The sequence below is a fragment of the Actinokineospora sp. UV203 genome (assembly GCF_056323665.1).
Map to the genome: position 1 here is coordinate 2,184,603 of NZ_CM150484.1, position 18,661 is coordinate 2,203,263.

At 71.1% G+C, this 18,661-nt stretch carries 15 protein-coding genes; 6 read left to right on the top strand and 9 right to left on the bottom strand.

Going from position 1 to position 18,661, the window contains the following annotated elements; genetic code table 11:
* Positions 1-67: 67 nt before the first annotated feature.
* From ACUZ2Y_RS10005 to ACUZ2Y_RS10025, 5 genes are all read right to left on the bottom strand, one after another.
* Complete coding sequence (locus tag ACUZ2Y_RS10005; RefSeq protein WP_476329137.1) at positions 68-835, bottom strand: SGNH/GDSL hydrolase family protein; 768 nt, start codon at positions 833-835, stop codon at positions 68-70.
* A gap of 14 nt (positions 836-849) precedes the next feature.
* Complete coding sequence (locus ACUZ2Y_RS10010) at positions 850-1,593, bottom strand: GntR family transcriptional regulator (protein WP_476329139.1); 744 nt, start codon at positions 1,591-1,593, stop codon at positions 850-852.
* A gap of 52 nt (positions 1,594-1,645) precedes the next feature.
* Positions 1,646-4,336: a bifunctional acetate--CoA ligase family protein/GNAT family N-acetyltransferase gene (locus ACUZ2Y_RS10015; protein WP_476329141.1), complete on the bottom strand. Its 2,691-nt coding sequence runs from the start codon at positions 4,334-4,336 to the stop codon at positions 1,646-1,648.
* A gap of 1 nt (position 4,337) precedes the next feature.
* Positions 4,338-5,513 (bottom strand): acetoin utilization protein AcuC, encoded by a 1,176-nt coding sequence (locus ACUZ2Y_RS10020; RefSeq protein WP_476329142.1) that lies wholly within the window; start codon positions 5,511-5,513, stop codon positions 4,338-4,340.
* A 228-nt stretch (positions 5,514-5,741) separates the two neighbouring features.
* Positions 5,742-6,605: a sulfurtransferase gene (locus tag ACUZ2Y_RS10025; protein WP_476329144.1), complete on the bottom strand. Its 864-nt coding sequence runs from the start codon at positions 6,603-6,605 to the stop codon at positions 5,742-5,744.
* 100 nt (positions 6,606-6,705) lie between these two features.
* Here ACUZ2Y_RS10025 and ACUZ2Y_RS10030 point away from each other — a divergent pair, with 100 nt between their 5' ends.
* The 3 genes from ACUZ2Y_RS10030 (at position 6,706) to galE (ending at position 9,829) form a co-directional block, all read left to right on the top strand.
* Positions 6,706-7,398 (top strand): iron-dependent transcriptional repressor DtxR, encoded by a 693-nt coding sequence (locus ACUZ2Y_RS10030; protein ID WP_476329146.1) that lies wholly within the window; start codon positions 6,706-6,708, stop codon positions 7,396-7,398.
* Positions 7,395-8,750 (top strand): galactokinase, encoded by a 1,356-nt coding sequence (gene galK, locus ACUZ2Y_RS10035; protein ID WP_476329148.1) that lies wholly within the window; start codon positions 7,395-7,397, stop codon positions 8,748-8,750. Before ACUZ2Y_RS10030 ends, galK begins: the two co-directional genes overlap by 4 nt.
* A 101-nt stretch (positions 8,751-8,851) precedes the next feature.
* Positions 8,852-9,829 carry a UDP-glucose 4-epimerase GalE gene (galE, locus tag ACUZ2Y_RS10040; RefSeq protein WP_476329150.1) on the top strand — a complete coding sequence of 326 codons (978 nt, stop codon included), beginning with the start codon at positions 8,852-8,854 and terminating at the stop codon, positions 9,827-9,829.
* Positions 9,830-10,027: 198 nt separating this feature from the next.
* Here the strand turns inward: galE and ACUZ2Y_RS10045 are convergent, their stop codons facing one another.
* The 3 genes from ACUZ2Y_RS10045 to ACUZ2Y_RS10055 form a co-directional block, all read right to left on the bottom strand.
* Positions 10,028-11,077 (bottom strand): DUF4192 domain-containing protein, encoded by a 1,050-nt coding sequence (locus ACUZ2Y_RS10045; protein ID WP_476329152.1) that lies wholly within the window; start codon positions 11,075-11,077, stop codon positions 10,028-10,030.
* Between the two features lie 127 nt (positions 11,078-11,204).
* The gene (locus ACUZ2Y_RS10050) at positions 11,205-12,047 is read right to left on the bottom strand and encodes a M23 family metallopeptidase (protein WP_476329154.1); all 843 of its coding nucleotides are present in this window, start codon (positions 12,045-12,047) and stop codon (positions 11,205-11,207) included.
* 115 nt (positions 12,048-12,162) lie between these two features.
* Positions 12,163-13,998 (bottom strand): Xaa-Pro dipeptidyl-peptidase, encoded by a 1,836-nt coding sequence (locus ACUZ2Y_RS10055; protein ID WP_476329156.1) that lies wholly within the window; start codon positions 13,996-13,998, stop codon positions 12,163-12,165.
* Positions 13,999-14,136: 138 nt separating this feature from the next.
* On the opposite strand from ACUZ2Y_RS10055, the gene ACUZ2Y_RS10060 reads away from it, so the two are divergent.
* On the top strand, positions 14,137-14,502 hold the full coding sequence (locus tag ACUZ2Y_RS10060) for a DUF4140 domain-containing protein (protein WP_476329158.1): 366 nt from the start codon (positions 14,137-14,139) through the stop codon (positions 14,500-14,502).
* Positions 14,503-14,544: 42 nt separating this feature from the next.
* Entirely contained in the window at positions 14,545-15,705 is a 1,161-nt protein-coding gene (locus ACUZ2Y_RS10065; protein ID WP_476329160.1) for a DUF4139 domain-containing protein, read from the top strand.
* Between the two features lie 13 nt (positions 15,706-15,718).
* Here the strand turns inward: ACUZ2Y_RS10065 and ACUZ2Y_RS10070 are convergent, their stop codons facing one another.
* A complete protein-coding gene (locus ACUZ2Y_RS10070; RefSeq protein ID WP_476329161.1) occupies positions 15,719-16,615 on the bottom strand; it encodes a TIGR03619 family F420-dependent LLM class oxidoreductase in 897 nt (298 codons plus the stop codon).
* A 34-nt stretch (positions 16,616-16,649) separates the two neighbouring features.
* Here ACUZ2Y_RS10070 and ACUZ2Y_RS10075 point away from each other — a divergent pair, with 34 nt between their 5' ends.
* Entirely contained in the window at positions 16,650-18,659 is a 2,010-nt protein-coding gene (locus ACUZ2Y_RS10075; RefSeq protein ID WP_476329163.1) for a prolyl oligopeptidase family serine peptidase, read from the top strand.
* Positions 18,660-18,661 lie beyond the last annotated feature (2 nt).

An 18,661-nucleotide genomic window follows, 5' to 3' on the forward strand; every position in this document is an offset into this window, starting at 1 on the left:
CTTGGGCTACGACGGGTTCGGGGAGTGAGTGCGGGTTTGGGTGGCGAACCTCGGTGTCTGTCGCGGATCAGGTCAGCGCGAGGTAGTCCGGGGCCTTCGGCCGGTTCGGCGCCGACGCGGGAGCGCCGATCCGCCGGCGCAGCCAAGGCGCGGCGGTCGTGGTGAGCCAGCGCAAGCTGGGTGCCATCCCCGCGAGCGCCGGCGGTGGGTCGTCGGGAAGCGGCTCAGGCCGGTCCGAACGCAGGCCGGTCAGGAGGGCCAGGAACTCGTCCGCGACGACCTGGTGACCATAGGGGCTCGGGTGCAGTCGGTCCGCGCTCCAGGCGTGGTTGTCGCCGTCGGCGAGACGGGCCAGGTCCAGGCAATGGGCGTGCCTCTTCCTTGCGCTGCCGCGAACATGGTCGTTGAAGCGACTCAGGCGGGAGGCGAACCGGGACCGCACCACCGGTGGCAGGGGCAGGACGGCGCCGGGGTCGGGCAGGGTCGCGGTGAGGATCGTGGCGCCGGTGGCCCGGACCTGGTCCAGCAGGTTGTCGTAATCGCGCAGCACCGTGCGCAGGGTGAGGTTGGGGCGGATCAGGTCGTTCATCCCGACGATCGCGCTGACCAGGTCCGGGCGCAGCGCCACGGCGGCGGGGACCTGGGTGGCCAGGACCTCGGCGGTCGCCAAGCCGCGCACCGCGAGGTTCGCGTAGCGCAGGCCGCCGTGCCTGCGGGCGATCTCCTCAGCGAAGCGGTCGGCCCAGCCGCGGGGGCGGCCGGTCTCGTCCTCATCGCCGACGCCCTCGGTGAGGCTGTCCCCCAGCGCGACGAACTTCGTCCACCGTCGGTTCATGTGCCCACGGTAGATCACTCGCGCAGGGTCGCGATGATGCTGAAGCGGTCGCCCCGGAACAGCGACCGGGCGCGGTCGATGGCCCGGCCGTCGGCGTCGCGGGTGAGGCGGTTGAGCAGCAGCATCGGCAGTGCCTGGCTGACGCCGATGAGCTGGGCCTCGCGCGGGGTGGCCAAGATCGTCTCGACCCGCTCCTCGGCGTCGGCCACGGCCACGTCGAACACCTCGCGCAGGTGGTCGTGCAGGGACCCGGTGGGGTCGAACCGGTCGGCGAGACCGGGAAACCGCTCCGCGGCCAGGTAAGTCGACTCCAGCCCGATCCGGTCGCCGTAGGCCGAGACGACCCGCTCGATGTGCACGATCATCGCGCCGACCCGCACCCCGAGTTCGGCGGCCAGCGGGTTGGCGGCAGGCAGGTGTTCGAGGGTGACAAGCGCGCGGGCCGGCTCGAAGCCCAGGTTCGACAGGGTCATCGGCCGCACCAGCTTCGGTGGCGCGACGAAAGTCCCCACCCCCTGCCTGCGGGTGAGCCTGCCCTCCAGCACAAGCTCGCCGACGGCTTGGCGGACGGCGAGACGGGAGACCTCGAACAGGTCGGCGAGGTCGCGCTCCGAGGGCAGTGCCGAACCTTCGCCCAGGGTCTGGATGAGGTCGAGCAGCCGGGACCGCACCGCGAAATACAGCGGAACGCGGCCGTGCTCGGGGATCCCCGCGTGCACCGCCTCGCCCTGCTTCGGGTGACGCCGTTCGCCAGACATGGTCGACGAGCATAGGCCCGCGAGCAGGCCACCGGGAGATCTCACCAGGCGATCACCCGACGTCAGGACATCGCGCGCAGCTGCGTGGACCGCCGTCGTGGCGCGACGGCGGCGGGCCGACGGTCGCGTGGCCGCCGCTGACGAAAGCACCCGCCGCCGAGGCCAGGATCGGCTCCACCAGCAGCGACCGGATCTCCGGCAGGTCCTCGGCCAGCGCGGCGACCCGCAAGACCAAGTCCTCCAGGGCAGCCAGGTCGGCGTGCTCGCCGCCCCCATAACCGGCGAGCAGCGGCGCCGCCCGCGGCGCGCGGACCAGGTACGCGGCGTCGGCGTCGGTCAGCGGGACGGCCCGGAACGCGCGGTCGCCGAGCAGGTCGCTGATCATGCCCGCGAGCCCGAAGGACAGCAGCGTGCCGAACGACGGGTCGTCCTGCAGGCCGATCGAGCAGGAGTTCCCCTTGGGCGCCATGCGCTGCACGAACACCTCCTCGACGCCGGACACCTCGCGGAGCTGGTCGTAGGCGGTGCGGATGGCGTCCTCGGTGGTCAGGTCGAGCCGGACACCGACGAGGTCGTTGCGCCTGCGGAACCGTCGGTCGGCGGTCTTCATCACCACCGGAAGACCCAGCTCGGTCGCGGCCGTGACCGCGTCGGCCGCCGTGGCCACGACCCGGTAGGGCATCACCTGGATGCCGTAGCACGCCAGCACCCGGCGGGTCTGGTCGTCGGTGAGCTCCACTTCGGACCCGCCGCCGGAGGCCAGCGCGGCGACGACGATTTCCTTGGCTTCGCGCGGGTCGGCGTCCTCGGGCCTGCGGTATTCGCCCAGTGGTGCGGACCGCCACCGCGCGTACCGCGTCGCCCGCGACAGCGCCAGTGCCGCGCGTTCCGGGCTCGGATAGGACGGGATCGACCCGCGGCCCGGTCCGCCGCCGGGGCCCGCGACCGCGAGCTCGGCGGGGATTCCCTCCGCGGCAAGGAAAGTCGAGACGATCGGTTTGGCGTTCGCGTCGGCCAGCGCCGCTTCCCGCAGCGCGCGGGCGTACGCCGTCCCGGGGATCGCCAGCGGCGGCACGAACACGACGATCAGCGAGTCGACATCGTCGCGGCGCAGCGCGTCGGTGACCGCGGCGGCGAACTCCTCCGGCCCCGCCTGCGCGCCGACGTCGACCGGGTCGCCCGCGAGGGCCAGCCCCGCGGCCATCGCCGAGTCCGCGGCCAGCACGCCGATCGCCGAGGAGTTGCCGACCACCGCGACCCGCTCCCCCGACGGCAGCGGCTGGTGGGCCAGCAGGATCGCGGTGTCGAACAGCTGCGCGATCGACTCGACGCGGATCACGCCCGCCTGCTCGAAGAGCGTCTGCACACTCGACTCGTCGATCGCGACACCGGTCGCGGCGAGCGCGGGAAGCACCGCGTGGCGGCCCGACTTCACCGCCACGATCGGCTTGCTGCGGCCGAGTCTTCTGGCGAGCCGGGCGAACTTGCGCGGGTTGCCGAAGGACTCCAGGTAGAGGAGCACCACGTCGGTGTTGGTGTCGGTCTCCCAGTACTGCAGCAAATCGTTGGCCGACACATCGGCACGGTTGCCCGCGGAGACGAAAGTGGACAGTCCGAGGCCGCGCGCGGCGGCGTCGGCGAGGATCGCCGTGCCCAGGGCACCGGACTGGCAGAAGAAGCCGGTGCGGCCGCGCCCGGGCAGTTTTGGCGCCAGGCTGGCGTTGAGCCGGACCTTCGGGTCCAGGTTGACCACGCCGAGGGCGTTCGGGCCGACCACGCGCATTCCGTGCGCGCGAGCCTCATCGACCAGCCTGCGTTCGGCGCCGCGCCCCTCGGAGCCGGTCTCGCCGAAACCGGAGGTGACGACCACCAGGGCCTTGACCCCTTTGGCCAGACAGGCGTCCATGACGTCGTCGACCCGCGCGGCGGGGACGGCGACGACGGCGAGGTCGACCGGGTCCGGAATGTCGAGGACGGTGGCGTACGCCCGGACGCCGCGCACCGAGGGGTGTTCGGCGTTGACCGGGAACACCGGACCGGCGAAGTCCGCGCCGAGCATGTTGCCCAGCACGGCGTACCCGATCTTGGTGCGGTCGGTCGACGCGCCGATCACCGCGACCGACCGGGGATGAAGCAGATTGTGCACACTGCGCGCCTCGGCGGCCTGCTCGCGCGACCACGCGACGCGCACCGAGTCCTCGGTCGGGTCGATCGCGAACTCCAGGTGCAGCACGCCTTCCTCGAACTCGCGGCTCACCTGATAGCCGGCGTCGCGGAAGACGCGGACCATCTGGGCGTTCTCGGAGAGCACCTCGGCCTCGAACCGGCTCAACCCGCGCTCGCGGGCGGCGGCGGCCAGATGCTCCAGCAGGATCGAGCCGAGCCCGCGGCGCTGGTGGTCGTCGGCGACGACGAACGCGACCTCGGCGGAGTCCTGGCCGGGCAGCCGCTCGTAGCGCCCGACGGCGACGATGTCGTCGCCGAGCAGGGCCACGAACGCGACCCGGTCGCGGTGGTCGACCGTGCTGAACCGCACCAGGTCGCGCGCCGGGATACGCGGATACGGTGAGAAATAACGAAAGTAGCGGGTTCGGTCGGACAGCTTGCCGTGGAAGGCGACCAGCGCGTCGCCGTCGCTGGGCACGATGGGTCGCAAGTGGACAGTCTGGCCGTCGGAGAGCACGACGTCGGCTTCCCAGCGGCGCGGATAGTCGTACGGGTCGTACGCGGGCGTGTCGGCCACGTCAGTCCCTCGGGTCGTCCGGGTCGAGCCCGTGCAGCGGGAACACGGCCCGCCGCACGTCCCGGATCACGGCGTCGATCGGCCGGTCCAGTCCCCCGCCCCACGGGTCGAACGCGGTGTCGCGCCCGTCGCTCATGGTCGTCGGGAGATCGGCGTGCGGCGCGATCTTGCGCACGGTCGCCGTCCAGTCCGCGGGCACCCGGGTCTCGGGGGCGACGTCGCGGTCGAGCACGGTGGCGATCAAGTGGGTCCAGGAGCGCGGGACAACGCGCAGCAGCTGGTATCCGCCGCCGCCGGTGGCCAGCCACTTGCCGCCCGTGTACCGGTCGGCCAGCCCGCGCAGCGTCCGGTAGATCTCGCGGTGGCCGTCGACCGACAGCGACAGGTCGGCGAGCGGGTCCTCCTCGTGGGTGTCCACACCGCACTGGGTGACCAAGATCTGCGGGCGGAACGCCGTCAGCAGCGATGGGACGACCGCGGTGAACACGCGCAGCCACGCCGGGTCGCGCGTGTGCGGCGGGAGGGGGATGTTGACCGAGGAGCCCATGGCCTCGCGGCCGCCGAGTTCGTTGACGAACCCGGTGCCCGGCCAGAGCGTCGCCGGGTTCTGGTGCAGGGACACGGTCAGGACGCGCGGGTCGTCGTAGAACGCGGCCTGGACGCCGTCGCCGTGGTGGACGTCGACGTCGAGGTAGGCGATGCGGTCGAAGCCGTTGTCGAGCAGCCAGGAGATGGCCACGGCGCAGTCGTTGTAGACGCAGAACCCGGCGGCGCGATCCCGCATCGCGTGGTGCAGCCCGCCGGCGATGCTGACGGCCCGGTCGACCGTCCCGGACGCGATCTCCCGCGCCCCCAGCAGGGACCCGCCCACGACCAGCGCGGACGCGGCGTGCATCTGGTCGAACACCGGGTTGTCGTCGGTGCCGAGCCCGTGCCCGACATCCCAGGTCACCGTCGGCGCCTGCTGTACGGCACGCACGTAGCCGAGTTCGTGCACACGCTCCAAGTCGGACTCGGTCGCGGGCTCGGGAACCCGCAGCTCGACCCCGTCGAGCACGCCGAGCGCCGAGGCCAGGCGCATGGTGAGTTCGAGGCGGATCGGATTGAACGGGTGCTCGCCACCCAGGTCGTAACCAAGCAGCGAGGAGTCCCAGACGACGGCGGCTCGATCACCCATATGCCGACCCTAGTGTCCCGACGCACTCCCCGTCGCCACCGGAGCCCCGGCGATCCGACCCACTTGTGCCACCGCGATCAGCCGCGCCCAACCGCCGTTGGCCCGCCCTGCGCGGTGCCGCGCGGTGCCGCGCGGAGCCACCGGCACACCCACGCCTTGGCCGCCGACCCGTCGAGGTGGTGGTCGAAAGCGCGGGTGTCCACGCCTCTCTGGGCCTCTCTGGCTGGGCTACTCGCCCGGCTGGTCGCCTGTCGCGACCGGGCGGGTGGGGTCGACGCACCAGTGGGACCAGGAGCCCGCGTACAGCGCGGCAGGCTGCTCGCGGGTGGTGATGCCGGACGCCTCCAACGCGAGGACGACCGATGACGCGGTCACCCCTGAGCCGCAGTACGCGCCGACAGGCTCGCCCGGGCGCACGCCCAGTGCCTCGAAGCGTTCGGCCAGTTCGGCGGCGGACTTCCACCTGCCGTCGCGCAGGTGCTCGGTGAACGGGGCGTTGCGAGCGCCCGGCACGTGTCCGGCGCGCGGGTCGATGGGCTCGATGTCACCCCGATACCGCTCGGGCGCGCGGGCGTCCAGCAGCACGCCGTCGCGGGCGAGGCCTGCCGCGTCGTCGGCGCCGAGCACGGGCATCGCGCCGGGGCGGACCTCGACGTCGCCTCCTTCGGGGGTCGCCTCATCGGTGGTCACCGGGTTGCCCGCCGCCACCCAGGCCGCGTAGCCGCCGTCGAGCACCGCGACATCCTCGTGGCCCGCCCACCGCAGCAGCCACCAGACGCGGGCGGCTGTCGACCCGTTGTCAGAGTCGTAGGCGACGACCGGGCGGTCGGCGCGCACACCGGCTTCTCTCAGCACCCGCTGCAGGTCTTCCGGCGCTGGTAGAGGGTGCCTTCCACCTGCTCCGGGCGCGGCGGAGAGATCGGCGTCGAGGTCGAGGAAGACCGCGCCCGGCAGGTGGCCCACGGCGTAGTCCTCCCGCCCGGGAGGGCCGCCGAGGCGCCAGCGGACGTCGAGCAGCACCGGCGATTTCGGACTGTCCAGGCAGGACAGAAGGTCGGCGGCGGAGATGAGGGGCCCGGTGAGTGCGGTCACCCCGCCATCCTGCCGCACCGCCGTGTGATCACTCCCGGCTACATCGCCGCAGCCCTGTCGGGTGCAGCGACTACCATTGGAGCCGACGAAGGGGAACGGCGTGAACGATCTCATCGACACCACAGAGATGTACCTGCGGACGATCTACGAACTTGAGGAAGAGGGCGTCGTCCCCCTGCGTGCCCGCATCGCGGAACGCCTCGGCCAGAGCGGCCCCACGGTGAGCCAGACCGTCGGCCGGATGGAGCGCGACGGGCTGCTCATCGTCGCGGGCGACCGGCACCTCGAACTCACCGACCACGGCCGTTCCCTGGCCATCGCGGTGATGCGCAAGCACCGCCTCGCCGAGCGCCTGCTCGTCGACGTCATCGGTCTCGAGTGGGAACAGGTCCACAGCGAGGCCTGCCGCTGGGAGCACGTGATGAGCGAGGCCGTCGAGCGCAAGCTGGTCAAGCTCCTCGGCCACCCCACGACGTCGCCGTACGGCAACCCGATCCCCGGCCTGGACGAACTCGGCGAGGGCGAGCCCGCTCCCCCCGTCGAAGCGGGCCTGGTCCGCCTCGACGAGGTCGCCCGCCGCGGCGGCGGCACGGTCGAGGTCCGCCGCATCGCCGAACACGTGCAGCTCGACTCGCAGCTGATGGGCGAGCTCAAGGCCGTCGGGATGATGCCCGGCGAGATGATCGCCGTCGGCGCGTCCAAGGGCGACGGCAACATCGAGATCACCGGCGCGGGCAACACCGCCCAACTGGCCCCGATCGTCCTGCACGCGGTGTTGGCTCGCTCGACGTGACCAGAGGCTCCGACCAGGGCACCGACCTGCCCCACGACACGCACACCCCGCTCGACGCGGCATCCCACGTCAGTGCCGAGGTCCGCACCGGCGAAGCGCCGGAGGCCGCCGCGGCACCTGGTTCTCTCCAGGTGCCGTCGGCCGCACACCCAGTCGGCTCTCCCGGCGAGCAGGCAGGCGCGAGCGCCCGCGCCCCGAGTGCGGTCGGCGCGTCCCCGGCCGCGCGGGCGGCCGAGGCGTTCCGGCGGAAGCACGGCCGTGCCCCTGCCGGCGTCTGGTCCGCGCCCGGTCGGGTGAATCTGATCGGTGAGCACACCGATTACAACGACGGTTTCGTCCTCCCTTTCGCTCTTCCCTTCCGTATCGCCGTCGCCGCGGCGCCCCGGGACGACGGGCTGCTGACCGCCACCACCGTGGGCGAGGACGGTGTCGCCCAGCACTCGGTGCCGGTCGCGGTCGCGGATCTGCGTCCCGGCGGGGTGACCGGGTGGGCCGCGTACCCGTGCGGTGTGGCCTGGGTGCTGCGCGACCACGGTTTTGACACCGGGGCCGACCTGGTCATCGCGGGCGACGTCCCGACCGGCGCCGGGCTGTCGTCGTCGCATGCTTTGCAGTGCGCGATCGCGCTCGCTCTGCTCGGCCTCGGGTCCGGTGAAAAGCCGTCTCTGGCCGAACTGGCCCGCTGGGTCCAGCGGTCGGAGAACGACTTCGTCGGCGCCCCCACCGGCCTGCTCGACCAGACCGCGTCCCTGTGCTGCGTGGACGCGCATGTCCTGTTCGTCGACGTCCGCTCGGGCGAGCAGGAGCACATCCCGTTCGACGCGGCCGCCCATGGTCTTCAGGTCCTGGCGATCGACACCCGGGTCAGCCACTCGCTGGCCGACTCGGCCTACGGCGACCGGCGCGAGGGCTGCGAGCGCGCCGCCGAACTGTTGGGCCTCCCCTCCCTTCGTGACGCGCGCGATGTGTCCGGGCTTCCGGCCGAGTTGTTGCCGCTGGCCAGGCACGTTGTGTCGGAGAACGAACGGGTCCTGCAAGCCGTCGAGGCGCTGCGCGCGGACGCGCCCGAGCGGATCGGTGAGCTGTTGACGGAGTCGCACCGCAGCCTGCGCGACGACTATCGCGTGTCGTGCGTCGAGCTCGACGTCGCGGTGGAGGCCGCGGTGGGTGCCGGAGCCCTGGGTGCTCGGATGACCGGTGGCGGGTTCGGTGGCACGGCCATCGCACTGGTGCCCGTCGACCGGGTCGCGCGGGTTCGGTCGGCGGTGCTGGCCGCGTTCGCGGAACGGTCGTTCTACCCGCCGCGGATGTTCCCGGCGGTCCCGTCCGCGGGCGCGGGCCGAGACTTCTGAGCGGAGCCTGCCGCGTTGCCGTGAGGTAGGTGGGGCGTCGGCCAGGGTGTGTCGTGCGCGACACTAGGGTCGTCGCGACGGCGAGACACGCCAACGCGAGGATGAGGAAGGCGAGGACCACGGTGAAGCTGCTCGTGACCGGCGGAGCGGGATATGTCGGCAGCGTCTGCGCGGCGCGGCTGGTGGAGACCGGGCACGATGTCGTGGTCGTGGACGACCTGTCGACCGGGCACGCGGACGCCGTTCCCGAGGGCGCCCGGTTCATCGAGGGCGATCTCGCCGAGGTGGCGCCCAAGCTGCTCGCCGAGGGCTTCGACGGCGTGCTGCACTTCGCGGCGAAGTCACTGGTCGGCGAGTCCATGCAGGACCCCGGCAAGTACTGGAACGGCAACGTCCTCACCTCTCTTCGGCTGCTCGACGCCATGCGTGAGCACGGCACCCCTCGACTGGTGTTCTCCTCGACCGCCGCGACCTACGGCGAGCCGGAGCAGGTCCCGATCCTCGAGACCGCCCCCACCCGCCCGACCAACACCTACGGCGCCACCAAGCTCGCCATCGACCACGCCATCACCTCCTACGCCGCCGCCCACGGCTTGGCCGCGGTGAGCCTGCGCTACTTCAACGTCGCGGGCGCGTACGGCGCCTTCGGCGAGCGGCACACCACCGAGACGCACCTGATCCCGATCGTGCTGCAGGTCGCCATGGGCAAGCGGGACAAGCTGTCCATCTACGGGGAGGACTACCCAACCCCCGACGGCACCTGCGTGCGCGACTACATCCACGTTCTCGACCTCGCCGAGGCCCACCTCCTCGCCCTGAGCCACGCCGTCGCCGGCGAGCACCAGATCTTCAACCTCGGCACCGGCACCGGCTTCTCCAACCGCGAGGTCGTGCAGACCTGCCGCGAGGTCACCGGCCACGCCATCCCGGCGGAGTTCGCCGCCCGACGCCCAGGCGACCCGGCGATTCTCGTCGCCTCGTCGGACGCCGCGAGCACCCGACTGGGCTGGAAGCCCGAACGCCCGGACCTGCACACCATCGTCAGCGACGCCTGGGAGTTCACCCGCGCCCGGGGCTGACCCTGCTGCGGGGCGCTCACGTTCGTAGCCCTCTGTCGATCATCGGCACGTCCCGCCTGCCCGGAACCGGCCGACGCAGGCGTGCGCTGATGCCCGTTGCACGCTCAGGAAACAGCCACCGCGGGTCCGCGACGTCGACCCCGGCGAACCTGGTGCTCTGACCGCGGGTGCGAGTCGACGAACGCCGACAGGCCGGATTCATGGCGCCGCCCTGGTGCGGGTCGTGTGTTGGCCGGCGCGGGTGATGATCTCGCGAAGTTCCGTCGGGACAATCGCGTGACCGATCGCCGCGCGCAAGAGGATGGCCAGGGAGTGGCCAGGGTTGGCCTCCATCGCGACGTCCAGGGCGATCTGCGCGAGCGGGCCGTCCCCGCCCAGGTAGGAGCCGATCGCCAGCAGGACGGCGGGTTGCGCGCGTTCAGGAGCCGGGGTCGAGCGGGTCAGCCGGGTCCACAAGCGCACCGCGGCGGGCGCTCGGGCGGATAGCGCGATCTTGAGGCACTCGCTCCTGACGTCGCTGTGACATAGGGCGAACGCCAACGCGGCGATTCGTTTGTCGTCCCAGCGCGGTTCCGGCGCGCGGCCGGAGGAGTCCGCAGTGGCCGGCGCGAAATCGTCCAGCGCGGCATCGACCAAGGCCCAGTCCCGCGAAAAGGCCTCGGGATCGCACTTCTCGGATTCGGCTTGGAGTAGAGCATCGAGCAGGACGGCGCGGCGTCGCACGGCGTCCGGCGGATCGGGCGCCAGCGTCGCGGCCAGGGCCTCACGGGTGGGGTACTTCACCAGTCCCGCGACCGCCAGCGCGGCGGCGACCGGAGCGCTGTCGGGGTCGGGGACTTCCCCGAACCGCTCGGGATCGTCGTAGCACCACCACTTCTCCCCCACTTTGGCGGACTGGGCCCAGACGACCCGCTCGACGACCACCCCCTCCTCCTCGAACGCGTCGCGGACCAAATCGACGAAAGAGCTCCGCGACAAAGGTTCCGGGCCACCTCCAGTGACCAGGACGAAGACGCGGCGGCCGCCGTTCTGGGCGCATACCTGGCTCAGATATCGCGCCAGCGGCAGATCCTCGCCCGGCCCGGGAAGGTCCGAGCGCAGGAGTTGGCCGATCCGACAGCGCGGACCGTCGTCGACGACGGTGAGCACGACGATCGAGTCGACCGGGTGAAAGCCGAGCAGCGTGGGCACTGCCGCGACGAAATCGCCTTCGTCGGCGAGGGTGATGGTGGTGTGGAGGTGCGTCATGGGACCACTGTGCGGCGAATCCGGCGGCGGGGACACCCCCCGCGATTCCACTGTGGATAGCGGATCGACCACTGTGGACAAGGGCCCGACGAGACCGTGGTTTCGTCGGGCCCCCGCGTTACCCTCTTCAGCCGCAGTGCTCGAACGGGCTGGCGTAGGACGCCGATCCGACCGACCCGCCCCACTTCACGCACTTGCCCGGCGCGGACCGCTTCACCGGTCCCGCGTAGTACTTGTACGACCCGGAGTCGGTGGTCCGCGTACCGCCCGCGACCTCGAGGAACGCCGAGACCGCGGAAGCTGTGCCGATGTTCACGGACTTGATCGTGGCGACGCAGTTGTACCCGTTGCCGGAGTTGTAGAGCAGGTAGGCCCGGCCCGACGTGCCCAGCGCCGCGGAGTCGATCACGCTGTAGCCGCTGCCGCACACTTCCTGCGGTGTGTACGGGTTTCCGCCGCCGCAGGTGTTGTTGCTGGTGTAACTGCGAGTGCCCCAGTAGAGGATCTGGCTGCCGTTGAACACGATCCGCTGCGCGACCCCGTTGAGTCGCTGCTCGAAGTGCAGGTGCGGCCCGGACGACCCGCCCGTGTTGCCGACATTGCCGATGAGCTGACCGATCGAGACGGACTGTCCGACCGAGACACGACGCACCGACAGGTGCGCGTAGCGGGTCCGCCAGCCGGAGCCGTGATCGATCTCGACCCACTCCCCGTAGCTGGCGTCGCCCTCGCTCTCCGAGCGGCTGACCGTGCCGCCCGCGGACGCCACCACCGGGTCGTTCAGGTCGTCGGTGCGGTTGAAGTCGACCGCGTTGGCCGGACTGTGGTCGGTCCTGGTCTGGCCGGACCAGACCTGTCCACAGGGGAATGGCATTTGGAAGCCCGGAGCGGCCGCGGCGACGCCCTCGCCCAACACGAGGAGCGCCGCCGCGACGGCTGTGGTGCACGCCAGGGATAAGTACCTGTTCATCTGACACCTCCGCGAAGATCCGATACATTGATCGGACCACGACGTATGTGGGCGCGAAAGGCTCGACAGACGACTCGGCGGTGAACAGTTTCCTGACTAGGGGTTCATTAGGGGACTATCCAACGGAGGCGCGGACGGCCGCCTGACCTCCCACGGCGGGCAGGGTCAGGTAGCTGTGCGACAGGTCCAGGGAGATCCCCGCGCCCGGGCGTGGGCGCAGCGTGTAGTCGTAGTCGCTGGACATGACTACCACCGCGAGGCTGTGGCCCGCAGCCAGGACGTAGTCGTCCGGGACGAGATCCACCTGGATGTCGTAAGCCTTGCCCGGCTGGATCGGCTTGGTCCGGCTCGGCGACTGCCGGTTCTGCGGGTCGGTCCATCCGCGCGTCACGATCGACGTCTTGCCGTCCGGCGCGCGGTCGACCAGCAGCACGGTCACGTTCGCCGCGGGCTTGCTGAAGGACAGCCGCAGGTCGGCCTGGACGACGCCGCTGATCCGCAGCGGCTGGGCGGCGGGGCGGGTCACGTAAGACAGCCGGTTGTCCGACGCCGCCGCGGCCGCGAGTTCCTCCGCGGTCTTGGCCACGTCATCGGTCAGCGACTCGACCACCGGACGACCGAACGACGGACGCGCGCTCAGCCCACCGATAGTGGAACCACCCACTGACGGGTAGAGCCGGGCGGAGTTCGTTCCCGGCGCAGGCCACTCGGCCTCGTCGTGCCATGTCTTGTCCTCGCGCTGGATGGTCGCCTTCGGCTCGTCCTCGACGCCGTTGTCGACCGCGTAGAGGTAGTGCGACATCCAGCGATTGAGGGTCGCGAGCCATTCGACCTGCCGCAGCCGGAACGGGTCCGCGTGACCGGACTGGTGCAGCCAGATCTTGTGCTCGACTCCGTTGCGCTTGAGCGCGGAGTACAGCTGCTCGACGTGCGTCATCTTGACGTTCCAGTCGTTGAGCCCGTGCACGGCGAGCACCGACGCCCGAACGTTCCCGACGTCGTTGAGGTAGTTCCGCTCATCCCAGAACGGGCTGTAGTCGCCGGTCACCCGGTCCTGCTTGGCCACGATCTCGGCGATCACGGGCTTACAGATCTCGCGGTCTTCGCGGGTGTAGACGTAGTCCGCGAGCACGTCGAGGTCCTCACCCTGGAACGTTCCGGGCGCCACGATCAAGCCGTCGGCCCGGTAGTAGTCGTACCAGCTGGAGATCGCCGCGATCGGGACGATGGTCTCCAGACCTTCGACACCGGTCGTCGCGACGGCGGTGGGCAGGGTGCCGTTGTAGGACACGCCCATCATGCCGACCTTGCCGGTGGTCCAGTCGGCGGCGACCGGAGCGCCCGTCGCGTCGGCGGCGGGGGCACGGCCGTTGAGCCAGTCCACGACCGACTTGGCGCCGATGGTCTCGTTGCGGCCGCCGCTGGTGGGGCAGCCCGTCGAGAGCCCGGAACCGAGCGACTCGGCGTAGACCACGGCGAAGCCGCGCGCGGTGAAGTAGGACTCGTACCGCCAGGTGATCGGCGCGTTCGGACCCATCGCGGCGGTCACGCGCTCGTCGGACAACCCGCGCGAAGCGGTCTTGTGGCCGCCGTTTCCGGGCTTGCCGGGGACGTGGAGCTCTTGGTCGACGCCGTGGTTGGGCACGTCGTTGCCGCCGGCGTAGTACGGGCTCGCCTGGTAGACGACGGGCACCTTCATGCCGAGTTCGGTGGCCTTGGGCCGGACGACCTCGACGTGGACGAGGTCGTCCTTGCCGTCGAAGTCGGAGTCGACCGGCGCGGAGACCCAGAGGGACTGGCGGACGACGTCCTTCGGGTCGAAGACCGGCTGCGCCTGTCCGTCGACGAAGACCGGCTTGGGCGGGTCGACCTGGGCGGAGGCGGTGCTGGTGAGCAGCGGAATGGCGAGTAAAGCGGCCAGGGCCGTGACGGCGGGTCGCGCACGTCTCATGGGTTGGCTCCAGACAAGGCAGGGTGTCAGGTCGGGCCGAACCATTCCGTCAACATCCGCAAGGTGTCAATACGCCGAAAGTCGTTGTCTCCACTGTGGACACGTGCCGGACGGGCCCGGCGTGGGTAGCCTCGCGACGTGACCAGTCGACTCGACGCCCCGATCGTCGCCGTGACCGTTTATCCAGGACAAGCGCGGATCACCCGCCGCGGAGTGCTCAGCCTCGAGCCGGGTGAGCAGCGGGTGTCCATCGGCGGGCTGCCGATGTCGCTGCATCCGGATTCGGTGCGGGTCAACGGCCGCGGCCCGGCGACCGTGCTGGGGGTCGATGTGCGTGCCGAGCACCACCCGCGAACCCCCGACGGCGCTGTCGCCGAGTTGGAGGAGCAGCGGGACATGATCCGTGCCGCTCTCGATGAGATCGGCGACAAGGAGACCGTGCTGGCCGCGCGCGCGGACATGGTCACGAACCTGGGCAAGCACGCGGGCGGCACCTTCGCGTAGGCGCTCGCGCGCGAGCAGACCGACCCTGCGCGCGTCGCGTCCGTGTCCGACGAGCTGGCACGGCAGCTCTCATCCGTGCTGGCCGACCAGCGCGACCTCGCCTCCGCGCGGCGCAAGGTGCAGGAGGAGCACGACGAGATCGAGCGCAAACTCAACGACCGCTATGGCCATCGCGCGCCGGACCGGATGGCCGTCGACGTCGACGTGGAGGTCGCCGAGGCGGGTGACCTGGAGTTCGAGGTCTCGTACCTGGTGCACGGCGGCAACTGGGAATCGCGCTACGACGTGCGGCTCGCGGCGGGCTCGCTGGCGGTCACCTGGTACGGGCTGGTCACCCAGCACACCGGTGAGGACTGGCCCGAGTGCGATCTGCGGCTTTCCACCGCGCAGCCGACCGACGGCCTCAACGTGCCAGAGCTGTCGCCTTGGTTTGTCGACGTGCTGCGGCCGATCGCCCCCAGGATGGCGCGGGGCGCCGTCGCCTACGGAGCCGCGATGGATGTCGCGCCCGGCGGGGCTGTTCCCATGCCCGCGATGGCGGCCGCGCCGATGATGGAGGAGCGGTACGCGGCCGTCGAGCAGGGCGCCACCTCGGCCACCTACCGGCCCACACGCCCCATCGCCGTCCCCGCGGACGGCACGGCGCACCGCACGACGGTCGCGGCGTTCGACCTGCCCGCGGAGACCGACCACGTGACCGTTCCCGTGCGCGGACCCGAGGCATACCTGCGGGCCACGGTGACCAACACGTCCGAGCACACGCTGCGCCCGGGCCGGGCGTCGATCTTCCACGACACCGAGTTCGTCGGGGCGACCGACCTGGAGCCGTGGGCGCCGGGCGAGGAGGTCGAGCTGACGCTGGGCGTAGACGAGCGCATCCGGGTCGAGCGCGAACTGGTCCGCCGCTCGGCTGGCAAGGCGGTCCTCGGCGGCACTCGGCGCCAAGAGGCCGCTTACCGAATCAAGGTGGGCAACTTCGGTCCGCGCGCCGCGCGAGTCACGGTCATAGACCAGGTTCCCGTTTCGCGAAGCGAGTCGATCATCGTCCGGGAGGTCACGCTGCGCCCGGACCCGACGGAGCGGACCGAGCTCGGCGAGGTCACCTGGAAGCTCGACTTGGCCCCCGGCAAGAGCACCGAGATCGACCTCGGCTTCCGGCTGGACATCGCGAAGGGCGTGGAGATCGCGGGCTGGCGGGACTAGTAGCGTGTCGCTACTAGGGAGCGAAGGCGAGCAGGGCGTCCTCGGCCCGGCGCATCGATTCGGCCGGGTCGGCGTCCGGGGAGCCGATCTCCGGGTCGAAGTTCAGGTCGATGAACAGCTCGGTGACGCCCTGCTCCGCTAGAAGAGCGAAGTCGCCGCGGATCTGCTTCAGCGTGCCGGTGAGAGGACGGGTCCGCTCCGCGCGCACGCGAACCGCGCCTCGGCACACGAATCGCAGCTGATCGGGATCGCGGCCCGCGTCGGCCGCGGCCTCGCGCACGATCTTGACCGAATCGCCGATAGCGGCCGGGTCGGCGCGGCTGCTGCTCACCCAGCCCGCGCACAGCCGACCCGCGCGACGCAGCGCCGGTTCCGCCGACGCGCCCAGCAGGACCGGCGGGCCACCCGGCTGCACCGGCTTGGGATCCATCCGGGTCGCGGGCACGCGGTAGAACTCGCCGTCGTGCTCGACGACGTCGTCGGTCCAGAACCGGCGCAGCAGCGGCAGGTATTCCTCCGCGCGCCTGCCGCGGCCCGCCATGTCCGCGCCGACGGCGGTGTACTCCTCCTGCGCCCACCCGATGCCGAGGCCCGCGTCGAGCCTGCCGCCGCTGAGCACGTCAAGGCTGGCCAGTTGCTTGGCCAGCAGCGGCGGGGCGAAGAACGGCAGGTTGAGCACGGCGATACCGAGCCGCACCCGGGTGGTGTGGGCGGCGAGGAACGACGTCGCCGCGATCGGGTCGAGGACCGACCGGTAGGACTCGCCCCAGCTGCCGTCCGGCGGCGAGAGCAGCCGCTGGAACGTCCACACCGAGTGGTAGCCGAGTTCCTCGGCGCGGGTGGCGACCCGCACGAGGTTGGCCACGGTCGCCCATGAGCCTGATACCGGGGCAGCGAATCCGATGAGCACGAGCCCCACGCTACTGATGCGGCACACTGGCGGCATGACTGAGGGACTCGACGACCCGTACCTGTGGCTGGAAGAGGTCACCGACGAAACCGCCCTGGACTGGGTGAAGGCACGCAACGCCGAGACCACGGCCGAGTTGGCGGGCGAGCGGTTCGATTCTCTTCGCGCGGGAATCAGGGAGGTCCTCGACGCCGACGACCGGATCCCGTACCCGCGGCGCCGCGGCGAGTTCCTCTACAACTTCTGGCAGGACGCCACCCACGTGCGGGGACTGTGGCGGCGGACGACGCTGGAGCAGTACCGGACCGCCGAACCCGAGTGGGAGATCCTGCTCGACGTCGACGCGCTCGCCGAGCGTGAGGATGAGAACTGGGTGTGGGCCGGTGCCGCGGTCCTCAAGCCCGACTACCACCTCGCGCTGGTGGAGCTCTCCCGCGGCGGCGCGGACGCCACGGTGGTCCGCGAGTTCGACCTTCGGACCGGCGAGTTCGTCGCCGACGGGTACACCCTGCCGGAGGCCAAGTCCCGGGTCGGCTGGATCGACGCGGACCGGATCTACGTCGGCACCGACTTCGGCGACGGCTCACTGACCACTTCGGGCTACCCGAGGGTCATCAAGGAATGGCAGCGCGGCACGCCGCTGGCGGAGGCGGTCACCGTCTTCGAGGGCAAGCCCGAGGACGTCTCCGCCTACGCGGTGCATGACTCCACCCCCGGGTTCGAGCGGGACTTCGTCGGCCGCCACCCGGAGTTCTTCACCTCCGAGGAGTTCGTGCGCACTCCCGGCGGGCTGGTCCGCATCGACGTGCCGGACGACGCCACGTCCGACGCCCACCGCGAGTGGCTGCTGATCTGGCTGCGCTCGGACTGGGCCGTCGCCGACACCACATACCAGTCCGGGTCACTGCTCGCCGCGAACTTCGACGCCTTCCTCGCGGGCGAGCGTTCGCTGACGGTCCTGTTCGAGCCGGACGCGCACAGCTCGCTGGCCGGCTACTCCTGGACCCGCAACCACCTGATCCTCAACGAGCTGGTCGACGTGAAGACCACGCTCGAGGCGCTGACTCCAGGACCGGACGGCTGGACGCGCGCACCGCTTCCCGGGGCACCCGAACTCAGCTCCGCGGACGTGATCGACACCGACCCGGACCACAGCGACGAGTACCTGCTCAACGTCAGCGGCTACCTGCAGCCCGCGACCCTGCTGCGCGGGGAGATCGGCGGCGAGGTCGAGCCGCTCAAGCAGGCGCCCGCGTTCTTCGACACCGAGGGCCTCAAGGTCCAACAGCACTTCGCCACGTCCGACGACGGCACGAGGGTCCCCTACTTCGTGGTCGCCGGGCGCGACCCGAAGGGCCCCACGCTGCTCTACGGGTACGGCGGCTTCGAGATCTCGCTGACACCGTCCTACGCGGGCGGGATGGGTCGCGCATGGCTCGCCCAGGGTGGCACGTACGTGGTCGCCAACATCCGCGGCGGCGGCGAGTACGGCCCGGCGTGGCACCGCGCGGCGCTGCGCGAGAACCGCCCCCGCGCGTACGAGGACTTCGCGGCGGTCGCGCGCGACCTGGTGGCGCGCGGCGTCACCACGCCGTCGCGCCTGGGCATGCAGGGCGGCAGCAACGGCGGCCTGCTCGCGGGCGTCATGCTGACCCGCTACCCGGAGCTGTTCGGCGCGGTCGTCAGTCAGGTCCCGCTGCTCGACCTTCGCCGGTACCACCTGCTCCTGGCGGGCGCGTCCTGGATGGCCGAGTGGGGCGACCCGGACGACCCGGCCGACTGGGCCTACCTCAAGGAGTTCTCGCCGTACCACAACGTCCACAGTGGACGCGAGTATCCGCCCGCCTTCTTTATCACCTCTACGCGCGATGACCGCGTGCACCCGGGTCACGCGCGGAAGATGGCGGCGAGGATGCGCGAACTCGGTTATGAACCGACGTACTACGAGAACATCGAGGGCGGGCACGGGGCGGCGGCGGACAACGAGCAGCGGGCGTTCATGTCCGCCGTCGTCTACGAGTTCCTGCTGCGCACGCTGCGGTGACG